Source organism: Citrobacter sp. TBCP-5362, from assembly GCF_005406305.1.
Classification (GTDB): domain Bacteria; phylum Pseudomonadota; class Gammaproteobacteria; order Enterobacterales; family Enterobacteriaceae; genus Citrobacter_B; species Citrobacter_B koseri.
Map to the genome: position 1 here is coordinate 2,489,032 of NZ_CP040234.1, position 22,676 is coordinate 2,511,707.

At 54.0% G+C, this 22,676-nt stretch carries 22 protein-coding genes; 7 read left to right on the forward strand and 15 right to left on the reverse strand.

All coding sequences use genetic code 11. The features are described 5' to 3' along the window. Positions 1 to 25: 25 nt before the first annotated feature. The 4 genes from fumD to FD428_RS11895 all read right to left on the reverse strand — a co-directional run bounded on the left by fumD (position 26) and on the right by FD428_RS11895 (position 2,956). Positions 26 to 235 (reverse strand): fumarate hydratase FumD, encoded by a 210-nt coding sequence (gene fumD / locus FD428_RS11880; RefSeq protein WP_012132570.1) that lies wholly within the window; start codon positions 233 to 235, stop codon positions 26 to 28. Between the two features lie 203 nt (positions 236 to 438). Continuing rightward, a complete protein-coding gene (locus FD428_RS11885; RefSeq protein WP_114848534.1) occupies positions 439 to 1,251 on the reverse strand; it encodes a MetQ/NlpA family ABC transporter substrate-binding protein in 813 nt (270 codons plus the stop codon). 21 nt (positions 1,252 to 1,272) lie between these two features. Then, on the reverse strand, positions 1,273 to 1,941 hold the full coding sequence (locus tag FD428_RS11890) for a methionine ABC transporter permease (protein ID WP_012132573.1): 669 nt from the start codon (positions 1,939 to 1,941) through the stop codon (positions 1,273 to 1,275). Continuing rightward, entirely contained in the window at positions 1,934 to 2,956 is a 1,023-nt protein-coding gene (locus FD428_RS11895) for a methionine ABC transporter ATP-binding protein (RefSeq protein ID WP_047457318.1), read from the reverse strand. The genes FD428_RS11890 and FD428_RS11895 overlap by 8 nt, the downstream gene beginning before the upstream one ends. A 423-nt stretch (positions 2,957 to 3,379) precedes the next feature. Between FD428_RS11895 and FD428_RS11900 the strand changes: the two genes are divergently transcribed. From FD428_RS11900 to lpp, 5 genes are all read left to right on the forward strand, one after another. Then, complete coding sequence (locus FD428_RS11900; protein ID WP_114848535.1) at positions 3,380 to 4,750, forward strand: cystathionine beta-synthase; 1,371 nt, start codon at positions 3,380 to 3,382, stop codon at positions 4,748 to 4,750. 9 nt (positions 4,751 to 4,759) lie between these two features. Further along, complete coding sequence (locus FD428_RS11905) at positions 4,760 to 5,905, forward strand: PLP-dependent aspartate aminotransferase family protein (RefSeq protein WP_012132577.1); 1,146 nt, start codon at positions 4,760 to 4,762, stop codon at positions 5,903 to 5,905. 174 nt (positions 5,906 to 6,079) lie between these two features. Continuing rightward, on the forward strand, positions 6,080 to 6,274 hold the full coding sequence (locus tag FD428_RS21850; protein ID WP_244264181.1) for a hypothetical protein: 195 nt from the start codon (positions 6,080 to 6,082) through the stop codon (positions 6,272 to 6,274). 7 nt (positions 6,275 to 6,281) lie between these two features. After that, positions 6,282 to 7,694 (forward strand): pyruvate kinase PykF, encoded by a 1,413-nt coding sequence (pykF, locus tag FD428_RS11910; protein ID WP_012132579.1) that lies wholly within the window; start codon positions 6,282 to 6,284, stop codon positions 7,692 to 7,694. 311 nt (positions 7,695 to 8,005) lie between these two features. Continuing rightward, on the forward strand, positions 8,006 to 8,242 hold the full coding sequence (gene lpp / locus FD428_RS11915) for a murein lipoprotein Lpp (RefSeq protein ID WP_001082307.1): 237 nt from the start codon (positions 8,006 to 8,008) through the stop codon (positions 8,240 to 8,242). A gap of 68 nt (positions 8,243 to 8,310) precedes the next feature. Here lpp and FD428_RS11920 read toward each other — a convergent pair whose 3' ends face one another. The 8 genes from FD428_RS11920 to FD428_RS11955 all read right to left on the reverse strand — a co-directional run bounded on the left by FD428_RS11920 (position 8,311) and on the right by FD428_RS11955 (position 16,392). Beyond that, positions 8,311 to 9,315: a L,D-transpeptidase family protein gene (locus FD428_RS11920; RefSeq protein ID WP_114848536.1), complete on the reverse strand. Its 1,005-nt coding sequence runs from the start codon at positions 9,313 to 9,315 to the stop codon at positions 8,311 to 8,313. Positions 9,316 to 9,416: 101 nt separating this feature from the next. Then, the gene (gene sufE / locus FD428_RS11925) at positions 9,417 to 9,833 is read right to left on the reverse strand and encodes a cysteine desulfuration protein SufE (protein ID WP_049011812.1); all 417 of its coding nucleotides are present in this window, start codon (positions 9,831 to 9,833) and stop codon (positions 9,417 to 9,419) included. 12 nt (positions 9,834 to 9,845) lie between these two features. Beyond that, positions 9,846 to 11,066 carry a cysteine desulfurase SufS gene (gene sufS, locus FD428_RS11930; protein ID WP_012132582.1) on the reverse strand — a complete coding sequence of 407 codons (1,221 nt, stop codon included), beginning with the start codon at positions 11,064 to 11,066 and terminating at the stop codon, positions 9,846 to 9,848. After that, a complete protein-coding gene (sufD, locus tag FD428_RS11935; RefSeq protein WP_114848537.1) occupies positions 11,063 to 12,334 on the reverse strand; it encodes a Fe-S cluster assembly protein SufD in 1,272 nt (423 codons plus the stop codon). Before sufD ends, sufS begins: the two co-directional genes overlap by 4 nt. Then, entirely contained in the window at positions 12,309 to 13,055 is a 747-nt protein-coding gene (gene sufC / locus FD428_RS11940) for a Fe-S cluster assembly ATPase SufC (protein ID WP_012132584.1), read from the reverse strand. The genes sufD and sufC overlap by 26 nt, the downstream gene beginning before the upstream one ends. Positions 13,056 to 13,071: 16 nt before the next feature. Beyond that, positions 13,072 to 14,559, reverse strand: coding sequence for a Fe-S cluster assembly protein SufB (gene sufB / locus FD428_RS11945; protein ID WP_012132585.1), 1,488 nt, complete (start codon positions 14,557 to 14,559; stop codon positions 13,072 to 13,074). An 8-nt stretch (positions 14,560 to 14,567) separates the two neighbouring features. After that, complete coding sequence (gene sufA / locus FD428_RS11950; RefSeq protein WP_012132586.1) at positions 14,568 to 14,936, reverse strand: Fe-S cluster assembly scaffold SufA; 369 nt, start codon at positions 14,934 to 14,936, stop codon at positions 14,568 to 14,570. Positions 14,937 to 15,498: 562 nt separating this feature from the next. Next, positions 15,499 to 16,392, reverse strand: a complete 894-nt coding sequence (locus FD428_RS11955) for a LysR family transcriptional regulator (protein ID WP_114848538.1) — start codon at positions 16,390 to 16,392, stop codon at positions 15,499 to 15,501. Positions 16,393 to 16,517: 125 nt separating this feature from the next. Between FD428_RS11955 and FD428_RS11960 the strand changes: the two genes are divergently transcribed. Continuing rightward, entirely contained in the window at positions 16,518 to 17,369 is an 852-nt protein-coding gene (locus FD428_RS11960; protein WP_012132588.1) for a Vmh family MBL fold metallo-hydrolase, read from the forward strand. 91 nt (positions 17,370 to 17,460) lie between these two features. Here FD428_RS11960 and FD428_RS11965 read toward each other — a convergent pair whose 3' ends face one another. The 3 genes from FD428_RS11965 to FD428_RS11975 all read right to left on the reverse strand — a co-directional run bounded on the left by FD428_RS11965 (position 17,461) and on the right by FD428_RS11975 (position 21,212). After that, positions 17,461 to 17,649, reverse strand: a complete 189-nt coding sequence (locus tag FD428_RS11965; RefSeq protein ID WP_024130379.1) for a YdiH family protein — start codon at positions 17,647 to 17,649, stop codon at positions 17,461 to 17,463. 99 nt (positions 17,650 to 17,748) lie between these two features. Continuing rightward, entirely contained in the window at positions 17,749 to 18,159 is a 411-nt protein-coding gene (gene menI / locus FD428_RS11970; RefSeq protein WP_012132590.1) for a 1,4-dihydroxy-2-naphthoyl-CoA hydrolase, read from the reverse strand. Continuing rightward, positions 18,156 to 21,212: an FAD-binding and (Fe-S)-binding domain-containing protein gene (locus tag FD428_RS11975; RefSeq protein ID WP_114848539.1), complete on the reverse strand. Its 3,057-nt coding sequence runs from the start codon at positions 21,210 to 21,212 to the stop codon at positions 18,156 to 18,158. Before FD428_RS11975 ends, menI begins: the two co-directional genes overlap by 4 nt. A 213-nt stretch (positions 21,213 to 21,425) precedes the next feature. Between FD428_RS11975 and ydiK the strand changes: the two genes are divergently transcribed. Then, entirely contained in the window at positions 21,426 to 22,538 is a 1,113-nt protein-coding gene (ydiK, locus tag FD428_RS11980; protein ID WP_047457341.1) for an AI-2E family transporter YdiK, read from the forward strand. The last annotated feature ends 138 nt before the right edge of the window (positions 22,539 to 22,676 follow it).

The following is a 22,676-nucleotide window of genomic DNA, read 5'->3' on the forward strand; positions in this document are numbered from 1 at the left end:
GAAGCGAGCGCCATCCCTGAAAGAATTATCCTGCCAGGGCTTTGATAACCGTTTCCATCGCCTGTTTTTCAAGTTCGCTGCGCTGGAGTCGCTGGTTCGCCATGGCGGTTCGTAACACTCCCGCAATCACGATATGCTTTGGCTCTTGCCCCAGGTCGCGCATCTCCAGAACCACTTTGCCAACCACTCTGCACATCTCACGGTACAGTTCGTCGTCTTTTGTCAGGTTTCCCATTATTGTCTCTCATCGCCAGCACAAACAAACAGCATATATCACTCTAACGATGAAGACAAAACTCAAATAAATCAAACAAATAAACAGAGTGACTATTCAACTTAACCAATATCCGTCACCTCACACTCTGTAACTTGCTCACCCGTTCGGCCAGGCTCTTTTATAGGCCGGATAAGCGTCACGCTATCCGGAACTACGTGGTATTAGTTATTGACCGGAATCACCGCGCCTTTGTACTTCGTGCGGATCCAGTCCTGAATCTCTTTTGAGTGCAGAACGTCAACCAGCGCCACGATGTCTTTTTTCTTCTCGTCGCCACGGTGTACGGTAATGATGTTGGCGTACGGATTGTTTTCTCCGCTCTCAACGGCGATCGGATCGTTAACCGGGTCCAGACCTGCGTCGATAGCGTAGTTGGCGTTAATCACCACCGCATCGCCTTCATCGTTGTTGTGCATCTGTGGTAACAGCGCCGCTTCCACGTTCGGCAGGAACTTCAGTTTTTTCGGGTTATCCACGATGTCGCTGATGCGCGCGCTGACCTTATCCACGTCCGGCTTCAATTTGATCACGCCCTCTTTTTCAAAAATCGACAGAATACGTCCCTCTTCAGAGACCGCGTCACGCATAATGATCCTGCCGCCTTCCGGCAGATCTTTCAGCGATTTGTATTTTTTAGAGTAGATGCCGATCGGCTCAATATGAATCGCCCCGGCGCTGACGAAATCATAGGTTTTATCACCTGCATGATCTTTCAGCACGCTATTCAGGTACGGGATATGCTGGAAGTAGTTGGCGTCGATTTCACGACCGGCCAGCGCGGTATTCGGCAGAATGTAATCCTGGAAAGGTTTAATCTCCAGATCGATCCCCTGTTTCGCCAGAATCGGTTTCGCCTGCTCAAGGATTTCCGCATGCGGTACGTTAGAGGCGCCAACGGTCAGCGTATCCGCCCAGGAGGCGAAGCTCAGGGCGCTTAAGGTTGCTGCGGCGAGTAATGTCAGTGATTTTTTCATGATAATGGTTTCCGTATTTTATTAGCGTTTATCTAACAGAGAGGTGATCACATCGCCGCAGAACTGGATAATGAAGACGATGATCAGGATAGTCACCGTCGCCACCAGCGTGACGTCGTTGTGGTTGCGCTGGAATCCTTCCAGATAAGCCAGGTTCCCTAAACCGCCTGCCCCAATCACTCCGGCCATCGCGCTGTAACTGACCAGCGCAATCAGCGTCACGGTGATCCCGGACACCAGTGCGGGTGATGATTCAGGCAGTAAAACCCGAAAAATAAGTGTGCTGAGACGTGCGCCCATCGAACGCGTGGCTTCAATCACGCCTCTGTCAACCTCGCGCAGTGCGATTTCAACCAGACGCGCATAAAACGGCGCAGCCCCGACAATCAGCGCCGGCAGCGCAGCGTTCGCCCCGAGAATGGTGCCGACCAGCGCTTTGGTAAACGGGATCAGCAAGACGATCAAAATGATGAACGGGATCGAGCGAAAAATATTCACCACCAGCGAAATGACGCTATACAGCGTGCGGTTCTGAAACAGCCCGCCGCGCGCAGTCAAAAACAGCGCCAGCCCCAGAACAATCCCCAGCACAAACGTCGCGATACCGGAAAGCGCCGTCATATAGAGCGTTTCCTGCGTTGCCGCAAAAAGTTGTTCCCATTTCAGATGGGGAAACAGATTCTCAACCATGTTGTACTACCTCACCTTCAATATCGCTCTGCCGCAAATCCGCCAGAATATTATTCAGTTGTTCTTCCGTCGCCACGACGTGCAGCCACAGTTGGCCAAACACGCCATGTGCGGTTTGCGTCATCTTGCCGTGTAAGATATTGAAAGGCAGGCCGTAACGCAGGGTAAGCTCCCCTACGATCGGCTGATGCGTACTGTGCCCGGTGAAGGTCAGCTTAATCACCGTCCCGCCCAGCTCGCTCGCCAGCTGCGGGTTAAACGCCTCCTCTTCGGCATACTGACTTACCTGGCGGACAAACTGCCGGGTAATCGGCTGTTGCGGATGAGTAAAGACGTTCAGCACATCGCCTTCCTCCACCACTCTGCCGTTTTCCATCACCGCAACGCGATCGCAGATTTTGCGCACCACATGCATCTCGTGGGTAATAAGCACAATCGTGAGCTGGAAGCGGCGATTAATATCGAGCAGCAGATCCAGAATCTGATCGGTGGTTTGCGGGTCCAGCGCGGAAGTCGCCTCGTCGCAGAGCAGCACATCCGGGTTATTTGCCAGCGCACGGGCAATCCCCACACGCTGCTTTTGCCCGCCGCTCAGTTGGGATGGGTAAGCATTCTCACGCCCGGTTAATCCCACCAGGTCGATCAGCTCCGCCACCCGCGCCTTGATTTTTGCTTTTGGCGCGCCCGCGATTTGCATAGAAAAAGCGATGTTTTCGCTGACGGTACGCGACCACAGCAAATTGAAGTGCTGAAACACCATGCTGATTTTCAGCCGCGCCTGGCGCAGGGACTCTCCTGTCGCCGCTGAAATATCATGACCATTGATGGTCACGCTGCCCACGGTCGGTTTTTCCAGACCGTTCAGCAAACGAATCAACGTACTCTTTCCGGCGCCGCTGTAGCCAATAATCCCGTAAATTTGTCCCTGTTCAACCGTCAGATTAACGTTATCCACTGCGGTAATAGACAGCTTGCCGGGCGTAAAAACTTTCGAAATATTTTTCAGGACGATCATATCGTTATCGTATCCGCTGCTGCTTATGGTTATCCTGCCAGTGCTTTTAGCTGTTTAGCAGTATGGATGTCCAAACGAGTGTAATCAGGGTGTTTCTGCTTTTAAATGACCAAAAAGGAATTTGATATATCCGCAAGGAATAAGAGAGGCGCAGCGCGGGAAAATGGCTTTAGTACAATTTCGGCAACCTTTATGCAGGGAGCGGCATTATCCTTAACGCGAGCAGCGTAAACTGTTGAATTAATCGACAAAAACAGGGTCATTCGGCCATCAACACTGCCAGACGACTGCACGGCTAAACGTCCTGCCATCCAAATAGCGTTTTATATTCCATTCTGTTCTTATTCACAGACAAACATTCTTTAGGCGTGCATTTTGGCAACCCTATTATTTCGTCATGTTATTCACTGACGGATATTCACCATGACAACGTTTCACTCCGTAACGGAACTGATTGGCAATACGCCGCTGCTTCAGTTGCATAAGCTGAATAGCGGCGTAAGCGAACTCTTTTTGAAACTGGAGAACCAGAATCCGGGCGGTTCGATTAAAGATCGCGTCGCGCTTTCTATGATCAATGAAGCGGAAAGACAGGGGCTGCTAAAACCCGGCGGCACGATTATTGAAGCGACGGCGGGCAACACCGGGCTGGGGCTGGCGCTGATCGCCGCGCAAAAAGGTTATGCCCTGACGCTGGTCGTGCCGGACAAAATGAGCCGTGAGAAGATCTTCCATTTACGCGCGCTTGGCGCACAGGTGGTATTAACCCGCTCAGACGTCAACAAAGGTCATCCGGCCTATTATCAGGATTACGCACGCCGTCTGGCGCAGGAGACACCCGGCGCCTTCTATATTGATCAGTTCAACAACGCCGCGAACCCGCTGGCGCATGCTTCCACCACCGCCCCCGAATTGTTTGCCCAGATGGATGGCCGCATTGACGCCATCGTGGTCGGCGTCGGTTCCGGCGGCACGCTGGGCGGTTTACAGGCATGGTTTCGCGAACACTCCCCGCACACGGAGTTCGTGCTGGCCGACCCCGCCGGTTCAATCCTTGCCGATCAGGTCGAGACAGGCACATTCGGCACCGCCGGTTCCTGGCTGGTTGAAGGGATTGGCGAGGACTTTATTCCGCCGCTCGCCCACATCGAATCCGTTTTACAGGCCTTTCGCATCAGCGATAAAGACGCCTTCGCCACGGCGCGCGAGTTGCTCAGAACCGAAGGCATCCTTGCCGGTTCATCGACCGGTACGCTGCTCGCCGCCGCCCTGCGCTACTGCCAGGCGCAGACGCAGCCAAAGCGCGTGGCGACCTTCGCCTGCGATAGCGGCAACAAGTATCTCTCGAAAATGTTTAACGATGACTGGATGCGCCAGCAAGGGCTCATCACCCGGCCACAGGCTGGCGATCTGAGCGACTTCATCGCCTTACGTCATGACGAAGGGGCAACCGTGACCGCCGCGCCGGACGATACGCTGGCGACCGTGCTGGCGCGTATGCGCCTGTACGATATTTCGCAGTTGCCGGTTCTTCAGGAGGATCAGCTTATCGGCATTATCGACGAATGGGACCTGATTACGCATATTCAGGGCGATAACCCGCGTTTTTCCCTCCCGGTAAAAGAAGCAATGACGCGCGAGGTAGTCCGGCTTGATAAACGCGAACCGGAAAGCGCGCTGAAACCTATTTTTGATCGCGGCCAGGTGGCTGTGATTGTCGACAACGACCAGTTCCTCGGTCTGGTCACCCGTAGCGATGTGCTCACCCACTGGCGCAACCGCCTGGATAAATAAGGAACTCTCATGAAATCGTATTCCACACTTAGCGTCCATAGCGGAACCTTTTCTGACGCGCACGGCGCCGTTATGCCGCCGATTTATGCGACATCGACGTTTGCGCAACCCGCGCCGGGTCAGCATACCGGATATGAATATTCACGCAGCGGCAACCCAACGCGCCATGCGCTGGAAACCGCCATTGCCGAGCTGGAAGGCGGTACGCAAGGTTATGCCTTCGCGTCCGGTCTGGCGGGCATCGCTACCGTGCTTGAACTTCTCGATAAAGACAGCCATCTGGTGGCGATTGACGATGTCTATGGCGGCACCTATCGACTGATTGAAAATGTGCGCCGTCGCAGCGCCGGACTACAGGTTAGCTGGGTAAAACCTGACGATCTGGCCGGTATTGAAGCCGCGATTCGTCCTGATACCCGCATGATCTGGGTAGAAACGCCGACAAATCCGTTACTAAAACTGGCCGATCTGGCGGCCATTGCCGATATCGCGCGTCGCCACCAGCTTATCAGCGTGGCCGATAACACCTTCGCTTCGCCGTTGATCCATCGTCCTCTTGATCTGGGGTTCGATATCGTGGTGCATTCCGCGACGAAATACCTGAACGGCCATTCAGACGTCGTCGCCGGACTGGCGGTCGTCGGGGACAACCCGGCGCTCGCACAACAGCTGGGTTATCTGCAAAACGCCGTCGGCGGCGTACTGGACCCATTTAGCAGTTTTCTGACATTACGCGGTATTCGCACGCTGGCCTTGCGAATTGAGCGGCACAGCGGCAATGCGCTGACGCTGGCGCAATGGCTGGAAAAACATCCGGCGGTAGAACACGTCTGGTATCCGGGGCTGGCGTCGCATCCTCAGCATGCCCTTGCGCGCCAGCAGATGTCACAGTTCGGCGGGATGATCTCCATCGTCATAAAAGGCGATGACCAGCGCGCCACTGACGTTATCACACGGCTGAAATTATTCACCCTGGCGGAAAGCCTGGGCGGTGTTGAAAGCCTCGTCAGCCAGCCGTTTACCATGACTCACGCCTCTATTCCGCTTGAGCAGCGTCTGGCGAATGGCATCACTCCGCAATTGATTCGCCTGTCAGTGGGCATTGAAGATGTTCAGGATTTGCAGGACGATTTAGCTCAGGCGCTCGCCGGGTAGTTGCGCAACGCCGCCCTTTCCCGGGCGGCACAACGCAAGGATCATAATTAACGCTTTAATAACAATTTGTTGTGAATCTGCACAGATGTTTTTTGAAACGCTGTTTTCATTTTCCTTTTGTGTAAATTTCAGCGTATAATGCGCGCCAATTGTCTCTTGAATGGTTTCAGCGCATTGGACTGCAAAACTCAACGACTAAAAAACACGCCATCCCGTTGGGCTGAAACACGAGCACACATTCCTCTGCACGCTCTTTCGATGTCACCTATCCTTAGAGCGAGGCAACACCACTTTCGCAACACAGGTTTAGCTTCAAGGCCGTGCGCCCCTGAAGCCAGATTTCCATATCCTTCTCAACTTAAAGACTAAGACTGTCATGAAAAAGACGAAAATTGTTTGCACCATCGGTCCGAAAACCGAATCTGAAGAGATGTTAACCAAAATGCTGGACGCAGGCATGAACGTTATGCGTCTGAACTTCTCTCACGGTGACTATGCAGAACACGGTCAGCGCATCAAGAATTTGCGCAACGTAATGAGCAAAACCGGTAAAAAAGCCGCAATCCTGCTCGATACCAAAGGCCCGGAAATCCGTACCATTAAGCTGGAAGGTGGTAATGACGTCTCCCTGAAAGCGGGCCAGACCTTCACTTTCACAACGGACAAATCCGTTATCGGCAACAGCGAAATGGTTGCCGTCACTTATGAAGGTTTCACTTCTGACCTGTCCGTAGGCAACACCGTACTGGTTGACGATGGTCTGATCGGCATGGAAGTCACCGCGATCGAAGGTAACAAGGTTATCTGTAAAGTGCTGAACAACGGCGACCTGGGCGAAAACAAAGGCGTTAACCTGCCGGGCGTTTCCATCGCGCTGCCAGCACTGGCTGAAAAAGACAAACAGGATCTGATCTTCGGCTGCGAACAAGGCGTTGACTTTGTTGCCGCGTCCTTTATCCGTAAGCGTTCTGACGTTGTTGAAATCCGTGAGCACCTGAAAGCGCACGGCGGCGAGAACATCCAGATCATCTCCAAGATCGAAAACCAGGAAGGCCTGAACAACTTCGATGAGATCCTCGAAGCGTCTGACGGCATCATGGTTGCTCGTGGCGACATGGGCGTTGAGATCCCGGTTGAAGAAGTTATCTTCGCGCAGAAGATGATCATCGAAAAATGTATCCGCGCACGTAAAGTCGTTATCACCGCGACCCAGATGCTGGATTCCATGATCAAGAACCCGCGTCCGACCCGCGCAGAAGCTGGCGACGTGGCGAACGCCATCCTCGACGGCACCGACGCAGTGATGCTGTCCGGCGAATCCGCAAAAGGAAAATACCCGCTGGAAGCCGTCACCATCATGGCGACCATCTGCGAGCGTACTGACCGCGTGATGACCAGCCGTCTGGACTTCAATAACGACAGCCGTAAACTGCGCATCACCGAAGCGGTGTGCCGCGGCGCGGTTGAAACTGCCGAAAAACTGGAAGCGCCGGTCATTGTCGTTGCAACTCAGGGCGGTAAATCTGCTCGCGCAGTGCGTAAATACTTCCCGGACGCTACCATCCTGGCGCTGACCACCAACGAAGTGACCGCGCGTCAGCTGGTGCTGAGCAAAGGCATTGTGCCGCAGCTGGTGAAAGAAATTAACTCTACTGACGACTTCTACCGTCTGGGTAAAGAAGTCGCTCTACAGAGCGGTCTGGGCCAGAAAGGCGACGTTGTGGTCATGGTTTCCGGCGCGCTGGTACCGAGCGGCACGACCAACACCGCATCTGTTCACGTCCTGTAATAATTCCTGTGTGAATTAATTTTCTGAATAAAAAGCGCCCTCGCGGCGCTTTTTTTATTTAATCGATAGCCACTCTTAATAAAAAATCAAATCGGATTTCACTATCTAATCGCAGATTATCTAAGACGAATCCGATGGAAGGATTCTGTTTTCACTCGGTTTTTTAGCCATTTTAGCTCAATTCGATGCTTCTTTGAGCGAACGATCAAAAATAAGTGCATTCCCGTCAAAAAAATATTCTCAACCTAAAAAAGTTTGTGTAATACTTGTAACGCTACATGGAGATTAACTCAATCTAGAGGGTATTAATAATGAATCGTACTAAACTGGTACTGGGCGCGGTAATCCTGGGTTCTACTCTGCTGGCTGGTTGCTCCAGCAACGCTAAAATCGATCAGCTGTCTTCTGACGTTCAGACTCTGAACGCTAAAGTTGACCAGCTGAGCAACGACGTGAACGCAATGCGTTCCGACGTTCAGGCTGCTAAAGACGACGCAGCTCGCGCTAACCAGCGTCTGGACAACCAGGCTACTAAATACCGTAAGTAATAGTACCTGTGTAATAAAAATGGCGCACATTGTGCGCCATTTTTTTTGCCTGTGTTTTCCCTTCTCTGCTACTGCGTTGCCTGGGTTTCAACGCCGCTTCCGGGTTGGCTGTTTTGCGCGGACTCCACCACTGAGCGACCAGAAGCTACCGGCGCCTGCCCTGATGTAACGGCAACTGGATATCCCGCCCGGCGATACAGCGCGTTTTCCACCAGACGCTCATCCACCTCCTGAGTCGCCTTAAACTGCGTAAAGCCTGCTGGCAGCACATACGGCATCGTCTGTACGTTTTGCTCCTCTTCAGGCGACAGCGGGCGATGTACTTCAACGTAACGCATTCCATTTGGTTCCACGGCGAATTTCACCGGTTCGTTAATCACCCGTACCGGCGTTCCCGTTCTGACCTGCGCAAACAGAGCTTTAATGTCTGGCGCGTTCATCCGAATACAGCCGGAACTGACGCGTAACCCGACGCTGTCCGGGGCATTGGTGCCGTGAATGAGATACTCACCGTTGCCGTATGCCAGGCGCAGGGCGAAGCGTCCTAACGGGTTATTTGGCCCGGCGGGCACCACCGGCGGCAGCGTAATGCCGCGTTCAAGCGAGCGTTTGCGGATACCTGCCGTCGGCGTCCAGGTCGGATTCGGGATTTTTTGCCCGACGCGCGTCGCCATTACCGGCGTTTCCAGCCCCTCTAAACCAATACCGATAGGGTAAACCTGAACACTATTTTCACCCGGCGGGAAATAATAGAGTCGTAACTCCGCCAGGTTCACAATAATGCCTTCACGCGGCGCATCGGGTAATAACAGTTGAGATGGAATGATAATCGGCGTCCCCGGTTTAGGGACCGGCGCGATGGTATTATTTGCCTCCAGGATCAACATTGCGGCCGTATCAAAACGCCGGGCAATCGCCTGTAAGTTTTTATCCCCCGCTTGCACGGTATAGGTTTGATTCTGCCCGACAAGGCGACTGTTTACTGACGGCAAGGGGTAATCCACTGCCCAGGCCGCCTGAAATGCGCTGTAAGCGCCGAAAAGTGTAACTGCAATGAGAGACGCACGTTTCATATCCACCCCCCTGGCGTTTTGCCGGATGGCGGTTAAATGCCTTATCCGGCCTACGAGTCACGTAGAACTGTACGCCATCTGGCGTTCTACGTCTTTTCAGTTTAGCTAAGAGTTGCGGCTCTGGCGCGGATCGCGCGAATCATTGCTTCCAGTCCTTGTGAACGGGAGGGCGTGAGATGTTGCGTCAGCGCCATTTTTTCAAACCACGGCCGCACATCAAAATTCACAATATCCTGTGGCGTCATCTGATGATACAAAATGAAGACGATGGCAATTAACCCTTTTACTATTGCTGCATCGCTGTCGCCCTGCAATTCAATAACGCCGTCAGCGTTCTGACGCATAACAATCCATACCTGACTCTGACATCCCTGAATACTATTTTCCGGGCGACGATCCTGCTCATTTAATTCCGCCAGACGCTGCCCCAGTTCAATAATGTACAGATACTTTTCTTCCCAATTGGCGCAACGCTGAAAATTACGCAGCAATCTTTCTTTATCTGGTAGCGCAGCCATAGCGTCTCCCTGTTATCCCAGTAAGCGATGAATACGTTTTAGCCCGGTTGCCAGACGATCCACTTCTTCATGGGTGTTATACATTGCTATCGACGCCCGGCACATGGCGGGAACGTTGTAATACGTCATCAGCGGCATTGCGCAGTGATGGCCGGTTCGTACGGCAATACCGTAATTGTCGAGGAAGCTGCCCACGTCATAGGCGTGGTGTTTGCCCAGATTAAAGGCGATGACCCCCAGCCGGTTAGCCGGGCCATATAGCGTCAACTCCGGCACGTCCGCCAGCTGTTCCAGCGCATAGTGCATCAGGTTTTGTTCATATTCGCTGATTTCCGCCAGCCCTAACGCGCAAACGTATTCAATGGCGGCGCCAAGGCCGATAATTCCGCCCGTGTTCGGCGTCCCCGCCTCAAAACGCCAGGGCGCTTTGGTCCAGGTCGTCCCTTCCGTCAGACTAACGGTCGCAATCATCGAACCGCCGCCTTCCCACGGCGGCATATCCTGAAGCAGTTCTTCCCGGACATACAGCACGCCGATACCGGTGGGGCCATACAGCTTATGCCCGGAGAAAACGTAAAAATCACAATCCAGCGCCTGAACATCCACCGCATGGTGCATTACCGCCTGCGCGCCATCGACCAGCACTTTCGCGCCATACTGATGCGCCAGCGCGATCATTTCAGGAAGCGGGTTTTCCGTTCCCAGCACGTTCGACACATGCGCGATAGCCAGCAGTCGGGTACGCTCATCAAACAGCGACGGGAGCGTATCCAGCTGCAACGTGCCGTCCGTATTGAGCGGAATGACGCGCAGTTCCGCCCCTGTACGCGCGCACAGCATCTGCCAGGGGACGATATTGGCGTGGTGCTCCATCTCGCTGATGATGATGTTATCGCCAGCCCGAACATTCTCCGGCCCCCAGCTGTTGGCAACAAGGTTGATGCCCTCTGTCGTCCCGCGCACGAACACCAGCTCTTCCGCTGAACGGGCGTTAATGAACAGCGATGCCTGTTTACGCACATTTTCCATCTTCTCGGTGGCCTGCGCGCTCAGCGTATGGATGCCCCGGTGCACCGCCGCATAGCCATGACGGTAAAACTCCGCCTCAGCGTCAATCACCTGGTTGGGCTTTTGCGCACTGGCCGCGCTATCCAGATACGCCAACGGCAGCCCGTTGACTTCACGCGTCAGGACGGGAAAATCAGCCCGCACTTTTTCGATGGGAAATGTCATGCTATGCCTCCCGGCAGGCGAAGCCCTATTCGCGCCAGCACCTGTTGTTTAAGCGCGTCATCGCCGAGGGCTTCCGTCAACTCAGCGGCAAACGCGTAGAGAATCATCTGTCTGGCATCCTGCTCTCCAATCCCGCGTGAACGCAGGTAGAACATCTGCTCGTCATCAATCCGTCCTACCGTCGCCCCGTGGCTGCATTTCACGTCATCGGCGTAAATCTCCAGCTGCGGTTTGGTGTCCACCTCGGCAAGTTTACCGAGCAGCAGATTGTTATTGGTCATTTGTCCGTCGGTTTTAATGGCGTGCTGCGCCACGTTGATCAAGCCATTGAATACCGCCCGACCTTTATCGCTGACAATGGTTTTATGCAACTGACGACTGTTGCAGTAACCCTTGTTGTGCTCCAGCCACGTACGGGTATCACACACTTCGTTTTTCACCGGCATCGCCAGGCTGTTAATCCGCAGCGTGGTGTTTTCACCGTTTAACTGGGTGCTGGTGTTATGTCGCAGCACGGCATCGCCCAACAGGAAACTGTGGCTGTGCGCGCTTGCATCCGCCGCCAGCAGAATGTCGTTATGGGCAAAGTGATGGCTCACCGGGTTTTCAAACGCCAGTTTGATGTGGTGCAGATGCGCATTCGCCGCCACGTTCATGGTCAGACGCGCCCCGGTAAAGTGCCGTGCCGCGTTAAGGCTGACATAGTGCTCTATCACCGTTGCCTCTGCCCCTTCCGCCAGTTCCAGGTGGTGGCGGTAGTGCGCAGTGTTGACCTCATCGCCTTCCAACCCCTGCGTGATGTGCATCAGCAGCAACGGCTTAGAGGGCCGCTGGTTGCGCTTAACGCTGATGTGCGTCACGCTCTGCGCCAGGCTTTCCGTCAGATGCAGGAAAACCTCCGGCTGAACCGGTGCGCCCAGCGCCTGACGTTCGTCGTTGATCGCAATGTCGAAACCGCTGGCTGTAGCGCTGTCGCTAAGCTGCGGGCTGAACTGGCCGTCAACAAACACCAGACGCACAGCGTCGATATCCAGCGCCAGCGCGTCGCGCTGTTCCTGAGTAACCTCGGCAAAACGGCTGACAAACTGGCTACTGACCAACCCTTCCAGCGGCGTGTATTTCCAGTTTTCATGCTTACGCGTCGGCAGCCCCAGGCGCAGCATCTGTTGTAAATGCTGCTGCGCGTGCGCCGAGCGGGATTCGCCCTGCGCCTCAAACAGATGGTGCCATTGTTGCAGCGCGTTACTGCTGTTCGGTAAGCCAGCCATATCCTTGCTCCTCCAGTTGTTTGACCAGAGTGAAATCGCCGGACTTCACAATCCGCCCCTGATACAGGACGTGGACGTAATCAGGTTTGATGTAGTCCAGAATACGCTGATAGTGCGTCACGATAATGAATGATCGTTTACCGTCACGCAGCGAGTTGACGCCTTCCGCGACAATTTTCAGCGCATCAATATCCAGCCCGGAGTCAGACTCATCAAGGATGCACAGTTCCGGCTCCAGCACCGCCATTTGCAGAATATCGTTACGTTTCTTCTCACCGCCGGAGAAGCCCACGTTCACCGAACGGGTCAGCAAATCTTCCGGCATCTTCAAAAGCGCGATTTTCTCTTCCATCAGATCCTGAAAATCAAAACGATCCAGCGACTCCTGACCACGATAGCTGCGCACGGCATTCAGCGCTGTTTGCAGGAAAAACTGGTTGCTGACGCCAGGAATTTCTACCGGATACTGGAACGCCATAAAGATGCCTTCGCCCGCCCGATCCTCTGGCGACAGTTCCAGTAAATCTTTGCCTTTAAATTCGACAGAGCCGCCAACCACTTCATAATCTTCACGGCCCGCCAGCGTCGCGGAAAGCGTACTCTTCCCGGAACCGTTCGGCCCCATAATGGCATGCACTTCTCCGGGTCTGACGTCGAGGTCCAGACCGCGCAGAATCGCTTTATCTTCCACACTGACCTGTAAATCTTTAATGCTTAACATGTGCTTTCCTTAATACTTAACCGACGCTGTGTTCAAGGCTGATTGCCAGCAATTTTTGCGCTTCAACGGCAAATTCCAGCGGCAGTTCAGAGAAGACGTCTTTACAGAAGCCATTAACAATCATCGAGATGGCATCCTCTTCGCTGATGCCGCGTTGCAGGCAGTAAAAGAGCTGATCTTCACCGATCCGCGACGTCGTCGCCTCGTGCTCAAGCTGGGCGCTGTTATTACGACACTCGACATACGGGAAGGTGTGCGCGCCGCAGTCCGCGCCAATCAGCATTGAGTCGCACTGGGTAAAGTTACGGGCGTTGGTTGCCGTCGGCATGATCTTCACCAGCCCGCGATAGCTGTTCTGGCTATTCCCGGCGGAGATCCCTTTTGAAATAATGGTCGATTTGGTGTTCTTACCGATGTGGATCATTTTGGTGCCGGTGTCGGCCTGCTGATGACCGCTGGTCAGCGCCACAGAGTAAAACTCACCGATGGAGTTATCGCCGCGCAGAATGCAGCTCGGGTATTTCCAGGTGATGGCCGACCCCGTTTCGGACTGCGTCCACGACATCTTGCTGTTTTCACCTTCGCACAGCGCGCGCTTGGTGACGAAGTTCAGTATCCCGCCGGTGTTGTTATCGCCGGGGAACCAGTTTTGCACGGTGGAATATTTTACTTCGGCATCTTTGTGGATGATCACCTCTACCACCGCCGCGTGCAGCTGGTAGCTGTCGCGCACTGGCGCAGAACACCCTTCGATGTAGCTGACGTAGCTGCCCTCATCCGCCACCAGAATGGTGCGTTCGAACTGCCCTGTTTTTTCCGCGTTGATTCGGAAATAGGTCGACAGCTCCATCGGGCAACGAACGCCTTTCGGCACATAAATGAAGGTGCCGTCAGACGCTACCGCAGCGTTCAGCGCAGCAAAAAAGTTGTCATTACCCGGCACCACGGTGCCCAGATATTTCTTCACCAGCTCAGGGTGATCGTGAATCGCCTCGCCAAACGAACAGAAGATGATGCCCTGTTCCGCCAGCTTTTCCCGGTAGGTGGTGGCAACGGAAACGGAGTCGAAAATGGCATCCACCGCCACCTCTTTACCCTCACGTACCGGTACGCCAAGCTGTTCGAAGGCGTCTTCCACCTCTTTGCTGAGAAACGCATTCGCACCGGTTTGCTGTACTGCACCCGGTTCTGACGCGCACGTCTCATCGCAGTTACCGCACGATGGCGCAGAGTAATAACTGTAATCCTGATAATTCAGCTTATCGTAGTGCGCTTTCAGCCAGTGCGGCTCTTCCATTTCAAGCCAGGCTTTGTACGCATTAAGGCGAAACTCCAGCATCCACTCCGGCTCATTTCTCTTGGCGGAAATCGCACGCACGACCTCTTCGCTGATGCCTTTTGCCAGCTCGTCAGTCTGTAACTGGGTGAAGAAGCCTTCTTTATAATTCAGTGGACCACCGGTCCAGGTTTTGACATCGTCAGTTGCTTCAGTATTACGAGACATAGTACCGCCTATACCCCGAAGCTTTCGCCACAGCCGCATTCGTTCTGGGCTTTCGGGTTATGAAATTTAAATAACTGGTTTAATCCTTCGCGCACATAATCGACCTCTGTCCCGTCAATAAACGGCATGGCCTGAAGCGGCACGTACAACCTCGCGCCCTCCGTTTCAAACAACAGATCGTCCTTTTCCGGCTCGCTGACGGTATCCAGCACGTAACCAAATCCCGCGCACCCCGTCTGCTTCACGCCTAAACGTACGCCAAGCATACCGGGTTGCTTCGCGACCAGGTCACGAATATGCGCCGCCGCCTCAGGCGTTAGCGTCAGGCCACGCCATGCAAAATCGTCTGGATTAAATGTTCCTGAATGCAATTCCATAGGTCCACCTCGTGTAATAAGCCACCAGGGCATAACACCATGTTAGTGATAATGATTATCACTTCAACCCTCTGACAGAAGGGTCATTCGGGTTAACCGCCCTTTTTGACCACTTTTACTAAGCATAGACCCTGTTTCGAGGGTTATCAGTGATGGATTATTTTATTCAATACATTGATAGATAAAGCATTTAAGAAGAGTAAACAGCGCGGCAGGTTAAAAAATTAAATATGTATCGAAAATGCCTATTTTTGAGATAGGGTTATCAATAAAAATGGGGGTCAAAAGCGGACGATGACGGTGCTAAACAATAGCTCAAACAGCCGTCGGATTAGCAAATCCACTAACGTGAAAAAGAAAGAACGGAAAGAACGGAGTAATTAACAACGAACGATCGGTGTTGTATGCATAACACCGATCGTTCGTTGCCCCACCCGGCGCTTATCTCCGGCACTCATTTCAGGCTTAGCTCTTGAAGGGGTGTAAGAATATTCTCATAAGTTTGCATCGCGTATTTAACAGATCTTGCTTTCTGCACAATTTTTATACGCCTTATGCTGCGTCAGGAACAGGCTTCACCGTCGCGCATCGCGCCCTGCACCGCCTCAAGAAACAGGCGTAGCGCGGCGGGCTGATGCTCACGGGAAAGGTATAAACCGTATACGGCCAATTGCCGCGGTTGTAGATGGGGCAACAAGCGAACCAGTTTCTCCTGCGCCAGCCCCTCTCGCGCCTCTTTTTCCGGCACCAGCGCAATCCCCATCCCTGCCAGCGCCGCTTCACACAAAAGCGAAGAGATTCCGGCGCTCAGGTTGCCCTTGATCGCAACAGAGATCGGTTCTCCCTGCTCATCCAGAAAATGCCAGGATTTTCCAGCAAATCCGCTGTAATAGAGGCAATTGTGTTGCGCCAGCGCCTCCGGCGTCTGCGGCGTGCCATAGCGATGCAGATAGTCAGGAGACGCGCAGAGCACAGACTCACAGTCACCAAGCCGACGCGCAATTGTCCCTGGCTCAGGGTTATCGGTAATGCGTATCGCCACATCAATACGCTCCCCCACTAAACTGACAGGCTGATTATTAATCTCCACTTCAATGCGCAATTCAGGGTAACGCGCTAAAAAAGCGGGCAGCATCGGGGCAAGAATATGCATCGCGGTGAAATGGGCGCAGGCGACGCGCAACGTGCCGGACGGCACCTCTCGCCCGGTCGCCCTCGCAATATCCAGGGAAAGCCGCGCCAGCGTTCGCGTTTTCATCAACGCGTCTTCTCCGGCAGGCGTGATCGTCAGGCGGCGCGACGAACGATGAATAAGTCTGGCTCCGGCCCATTTCTCCATTTCATCCAGATAACGGCTCACCATCGGCCTGGAGATCCCTAATGCGCGCGCAGCCGCGCTCAGGCTACCCAAATCGCAGATATGGTTAAACACCGTTGCCGCCATCACTCTGTCCATAACCTTCCATCCGATCGTTTTATGAAACTCAGCATGTCCTGATAGAGGAATTTTAACAGATCGAGATTTGCTTAAAATAAGCCATGTAAATAAATCAACATCATCTGCCGATAAGGTCACTCAGAATGAAAATCAAAACGCTGGCACTTCTGCTGTCGCTGACTAGCGCGCCATTGTTCGCCGCCCCGCTGCAACTCGACGTCTATAATCCGCAGGAAAACGCGATTTTCCCGGTCTCTTCCACGCTGGTCTCTGGCCCTAAAGAAGCCATTTTATTCGACGCGCAGTTCAGTACCAAAGACGGGGAAAAGCTGGTCGAAATGATTAAAAAGAGCGGCAAGTCGCTGAAAGCCATCGTGATTACCTCCGGCGATCCAGATTTCTATTTTGGTCTGGAACCGATTGTAAAAGCCTTCCCGAACGTGAAAGTTCTGGCGACGCCGCATGTGGTGGAACACATTCGCGCAACGAAAGACGCCAAACTGCAATACTGGGGCCCGCAAATGAAAGATGGCGCGCCAGCGGCGCTCACCATCCCGCAGGCAACCACCGAGACACAATTTACGATTGATGGGGAAACGCTGGAACTGCGCCACCCGAACGATTACGCCGCTTACGTCTGGGTCCCGGCGAACCGCGCAATACTTGGCGGAACGGGAATCGCATCCGGTATCCATGTCTGGACGGCGGATACCCAGTCTCCTGAGCAGCGTGCGGCCTGGCGTCATGTGTTGACAGAGATGCACAGTTTGCAGCCGACCCAGGTGATTCCGGGTCACTATATCGGTGAGCGTCCAGCAGGCGACGCCGCTATACGCTTCACGCAGGATTACCTGCAATCCTTTGAGCAAGCGCTTGAGGCGAAAAAAGGGTCAGAGTATGTCATCAAAACGATGACCGCCGCCTGGCCTGGCCTCGCTGACGAAAGTTCCCTGACGCTGAGTGCGAAAGTGAATACCGGTGAAATGAAGTGGTAAACCGCCGCTCATAGCCCAAAAAATAACCCCGGCAGAGCGTGTCGGGGTTTTCTGTTAGTGTTAATTCACCGAGCGATAAAACAGTGCGGAATCAATGAACGCCCAGACGCCAGGCAAAGTAAATCTCTTCTTTTAGCTCAGAGGAAGAGAGCGTGAGTAAATCGGCAAATTCCAGCTCTAATTGTTTTAAGCGCTTCAAATACTGGGCTGGAGAAAGCTCGGTTTTATCACGGCGTAAAAATTCAATTGCCAGTTGGGTTGGGTCTAAATCGGTAGACATATCATCCTCGCTTATGTTCAAAACGTGCACAGTATAACACTTTTTTCTGCACACATTTTGACCAAAAGCAGTCAGCGATAAAGATATTTTGTGACAACGTCACACAACGGCAGTTGTCAGACGTGAAGAACAGCACAACCGTCCCTGCTCATCAAAAATATCGATCTGCCAGACCTGATGACGAGAGCCGGTATGCAGCGCTTTGCACACCCCTCTGACGCGCCCTTCGCGCGCTGAGCGAACGTGGTTGGCATTCACCTCCAGCCCCACGACTTTCTGTTCGCCCTGCGTGCACAGATAGCCCGCAACCGAGCCGATACTTTCAGCCAGCACAACGGACGCGCCGCCGTGTAGCAGACCAAAAGGTTGCTTTGTACGGCTATCCACCGGCATCGTTGCTTCCAGCGTATCGTCGCTAATATGCTCAAAGCGAATATCCAGTAGCCCCACCATGTTCCCTTCGCCCAGAGCGTTCAGCGCTTCGAGCGTGACTTTACGTTTCCAGATCATCCAATAATCTCCAGTAGTGCCTGTAATGGATGGCGAACCCCGGTGCCTTCAACGCGTTTTACCTGGCTGCGGCAAGAGTAACCGGTCGCCAGGCAGCGATTGCGCGGCAGTCGCGCCATCGCCTGTTGCCACGACAGCGCATAGATCCCCAGCGAATTTTCATGATTTTTCACTTCATGGCCGTAAGTACCCGCCATGCCGCAGCAGCCTACGCTGACGCTCTCCAGCTTCGCCCCTAAGCGCGCAAAAATGGCCGCCCACTGCGCCGGTGCGCCAGGCAATGCCGTCACTTCGGTACAATGCCCAAAGAAATACCAGGGCTCACCGCTCACGGCAAGAGGCTGTCGGGACGCCAGCACCGTCGGCAGCCACTCATTCACCAGCTGTACGTGGAAATCACCACGCTGTTCACCGAGGGTTTGTTTGTATTCATCACGATAGCAAAGCACCAGCGCCGGGTCGACACCGACCATCGGGATACGCAGCTGCGCCACCCGATTGAGAAATTCGGCCGTTTTCTTCGCCGTCTTCGCAAATCGGTTAAGGAACCCTTTGATGTGCTGGGCCTTGCCATTTGGCGAGAACGGCAGCAATACAGGCTGAATGCCGAGCTTTTCCACCAGCCGGATAAAATCCGCCACCACCTGCGCATCGTAGTAACTGGTAAACGGGTCCTGCACCACCAGCACCGTACGCTCTTTTTGCTCCTGACTCAGGAGTTCAAGCTGCTCCAGCGTCATATTGGCGGAACGGTGCCCGACCATTTGCTGTTGCAGCGACGGCGTCGAAAGTAGCGGTAAATCCACCATGCCGATATGTTTCTTCGCGAGGTTTCGCACCAACGGCTGATTGAGAAAGAAGTTAAAGGTTTTCGGCGCCCGCGCCATTAATGGCGCATAGCTTTCGACCGTCGCCACCATATGATCGCGCAGCGGACGCAGGTAGCGCGTGTGGTAAAGCGCCAGGAAGCGTGAGCGGAACTCCGGCACGTCTATTTTAATCGGACATTGTGTCGAGCAGGCTTTGCACGCCAGGCAACCCGACATCGCCTCCTTCACCTCATGGGAGAAATCATATTCGCCTTTACGAGCGTGCCAACTGTTGCGGGTACGGGCAATTAACGTCCGCAGACTGGCGCGTTTTTCCGGCAGCTCTTTTTCCAGCTGTAGCGGATCAACCCCACGGTCGGCCAGCAGGCGCAACCATTCACGCACCAGCGTCGCACGCCCTTTGGGAGAGTGAATGCGATTCAGGCTGATTTTCATTGACGGGCACATCGGACTTTTGGCGTCAAAGTTGAAGCACAGGCCATTGCCGTTACACTCCATCGCCCCGCGCCAGACCTGACGCACCGCCAGTGGAATCTGCCGATCGTAAGTACCGCGTTTCACCGCATCGACCTTCATCATCGGCGCATCAATGCCTTCCGGCGGACAAATTTTTCCGGGGTTCAGGCGGTTTTGCGGGTCGAACGCCGCCTTCACTTTGCGTAGTTCGCCATAAAGCTGCTCGCCAAAAAACGCCGGGCTATATTCAGCACGAAAACCTTTGCCGTGCTCGCCCCACAGCAGACCGCCATATTTCGCGGTGAGCGCCACCACATCATCGGAAAGACTCTTCATCAGAATTTCCTGTTGCGGATCGCACATATCCAGCGCGGGTCTGACGTGCAGCACCCCGGCATCAACATGCCCGAACATGCCATAACTTAAGCCATGACCGTCGAGCAGCGCGCGGAATTCAGCAATATAGTCGGCCAGATGTTCCGGCGGCACACAGGTATCTTCCGCAAACGGAATCGGTTTGGCCGCGCCTTTGGCATTACCCAACAGACCAACCGCTTTTTTCCGCATGGCATAGATACGCTCCACGCCCGCCAGCTCCGCGCACAGCTGCCAGCCGATCACTCCGGCTTCCTGGCGAGCAATCAGCTCATCCAGACGCTGGCACAAGGCGCTCACCTGAGCATCAATAGCCGCTTCGTCATCCCCGGCGAACTCGACGATGTTCAGGCCCAGCATCTCTTTATCAGGCACATCGGTAATCAGCTCACTGACGGAGTGCCAGACGATGTCCTCCCGCGCCAGATTAAGCACTTTAGAATCGACGGTTTCCACCGAGAGCGCCCGCGCTTCGACCATAAAGGGCGCGTTACGCAACGCGGAATCAAAAGAGTCATATTTGACGTTCACCAGACGGCGAACTTTAGGCAGCGGAGTAATATCCAGACGCGCTTCCGTGATAAACGCCAGCGTGCCTTCAGAACCGGTCAGCACGCGCGTTAAGTCGAACTCCGTCATCTCATCGTTAAAGACATGGCGTAAGTCGTAGCCCGTTAAGAAGCGGTTGAGTCTGGGAAACTTATCAATAATCAGCTGTCGGTTTTCCCGACAACGCTGGTATACGGTGTTATAGATGCGACCGATCGCGGTGTTGCTTTTACCGAGCGTTTCCGCAAGTTCGACCGGCATTGCCTGGGTATCCAGAATATCGCCACCCAGCAATACCGCGCGAACGCCCAGCACATGATCGGATGTCTTACCGTAAACTAACGACCCCTGACCGGACGCATCGGTATTAATCATCCCCCCGAGGGTCGCACGGTTGCTGGTCGAAAGCTCCGGGGCAAAGAAGTAGCCATACGGCTTCAGATACTGATTGAGTTGATCTTTGATCACCCCGGCTTCGACCCGCACCCAGCCCTCTTCCGGGTTAATTTCAATAATGCGGCTCATATAGCGGGACATATCAACGATAATGCCCTGGTTCAGCGCCTGACCATTGGTGCCGGTGCCGCCGCCGCGCGGGGTAAAAATCAATGAGGCGAAGCGCGACTCTGCCGCCAGACGGGCGATAAGCGCCACATCCGCCGTTGAACGCGGGAAAACCACAGCATCAGGAAGAAGCTGATAGATACTGTTATCTGTCGACATTGTCAGACGATCGGCGTAATTCGTTGCCGTATCGCCGGTAAACCCTTGCTGCTCCAGCGCCTGCAAAAAATTGAGCACCAGCTGAACGACGCCAGGTGCCTGAGAAATCTGTGGAATCATTATAGTGACCCTTTCCTGCGGTCTGTATTGTGAATTTAATCGTTTGCGTGTTGCTCTGTTTGTTGTATCACATTTTTTTCTTACACGCCCAGCAGAATTACAGGCAGAATCCGCCTGTTAAAAACCGCTGAAATTGCTCATCATTATGGGGTAAGGTTCGCGTGTTCGCGTCGCGTCAACGTTCTGACGCACAGAAAAGGTGAAAAGGTATTTATGGTAAATCTTCGTCAGCCCAGGGATATCGCGCAAGTGCTGCTGTCGGTGCTGTTTTTAGCCATCATGATCGTGGCCTGCTTGTGGATTGTGCGTCCCTTTGTCCTTGGTTTTGCATGGGCGGGAACGATCGTTATTGCGACCTGGCCCGTTTTGTTACGTTTACAGAAAATACTCTGGGGCCGCCGTTCTCTGGCCGTTCTGGTTATGACGCTGTTGTTGGTTCTGCTGTTCATTATTCCCATCGCCCTGCTGGTCAACAGTATCGTGGACGGTAGCGGCCCGCTCATCCACGCCGTCACCGCCGGCGACATGACATTGCCCGACCTGGCCTGGTTAAACAGTATTCCGCTGATTGGCGCCAAATTGTATGCCGGGTGGCACAACCTGCTGGATATGGGCGGCACGGCGATCATGGCGAAAGTGCGTCCTTATATTGGCACCACCACGACCTGGTTTGTGGGTCAGGCCGCGCATATCGGTCGCTTTATGATGCACTGTGGTCTGATGCTGCTGTTCAGCGCCCTGCTGTACTGGCGCGGCGAACAGGTGGCATTGGGCATCCGCCACTTCGCCAGTCGTCTGGCCGCGAAACGCGGTGATGCCGCCGTGCTACTGGCGGCCCAGGCCATCCGCGCCGTTGCATTGGGTGTGGTTGTCACCGCGCTGGTTCAGGCAATTCTCGGCGGGATTGGCCTCGCCATTTCCGGCGTGCCTTACGCAACGCTGCTGACGGTCGTCATGATCCTCTCCTGCCTGGTGCAACTGGGGCCGTTACCGGTGTTAATCCCGGCAATCATTTGGCTGTACTGGACGGGCGATACGACCTGGGGCACGGTACTGCTGGTGTGGAGCTGCGTGGTCGGAACGCTGGATAACGTGATTCGCCCGGTATTGATTCGTATGGGCGCAGATCTGCCGCTGATCCTGATTCTCTCTGGCGTTATCGGCGGGCTGATTGCCTTTGGAATGATCGGTCTGTTTATCGGTCCGGTATTGCTGGCGGTTTCCTGGCGTCTGTTCTCCGCATGGGTGCATGAAGTGCCCGCGCCGGGAAACGACCCTGACGAACTCCTCGAAGAACTGGGGGAGATTGAGGACAGCCATAAATAAACCCCATCGGCCGATCGACGCGTTCGGTCGGCCGATACTTTAGCATTGCTCATCAATTAGCATCCTGACCAACCTGCCTTATGGCGTAATCCTCCTTACGTAATTCATTTACGTCGCAAATTCTTCATAGTTTTTAAA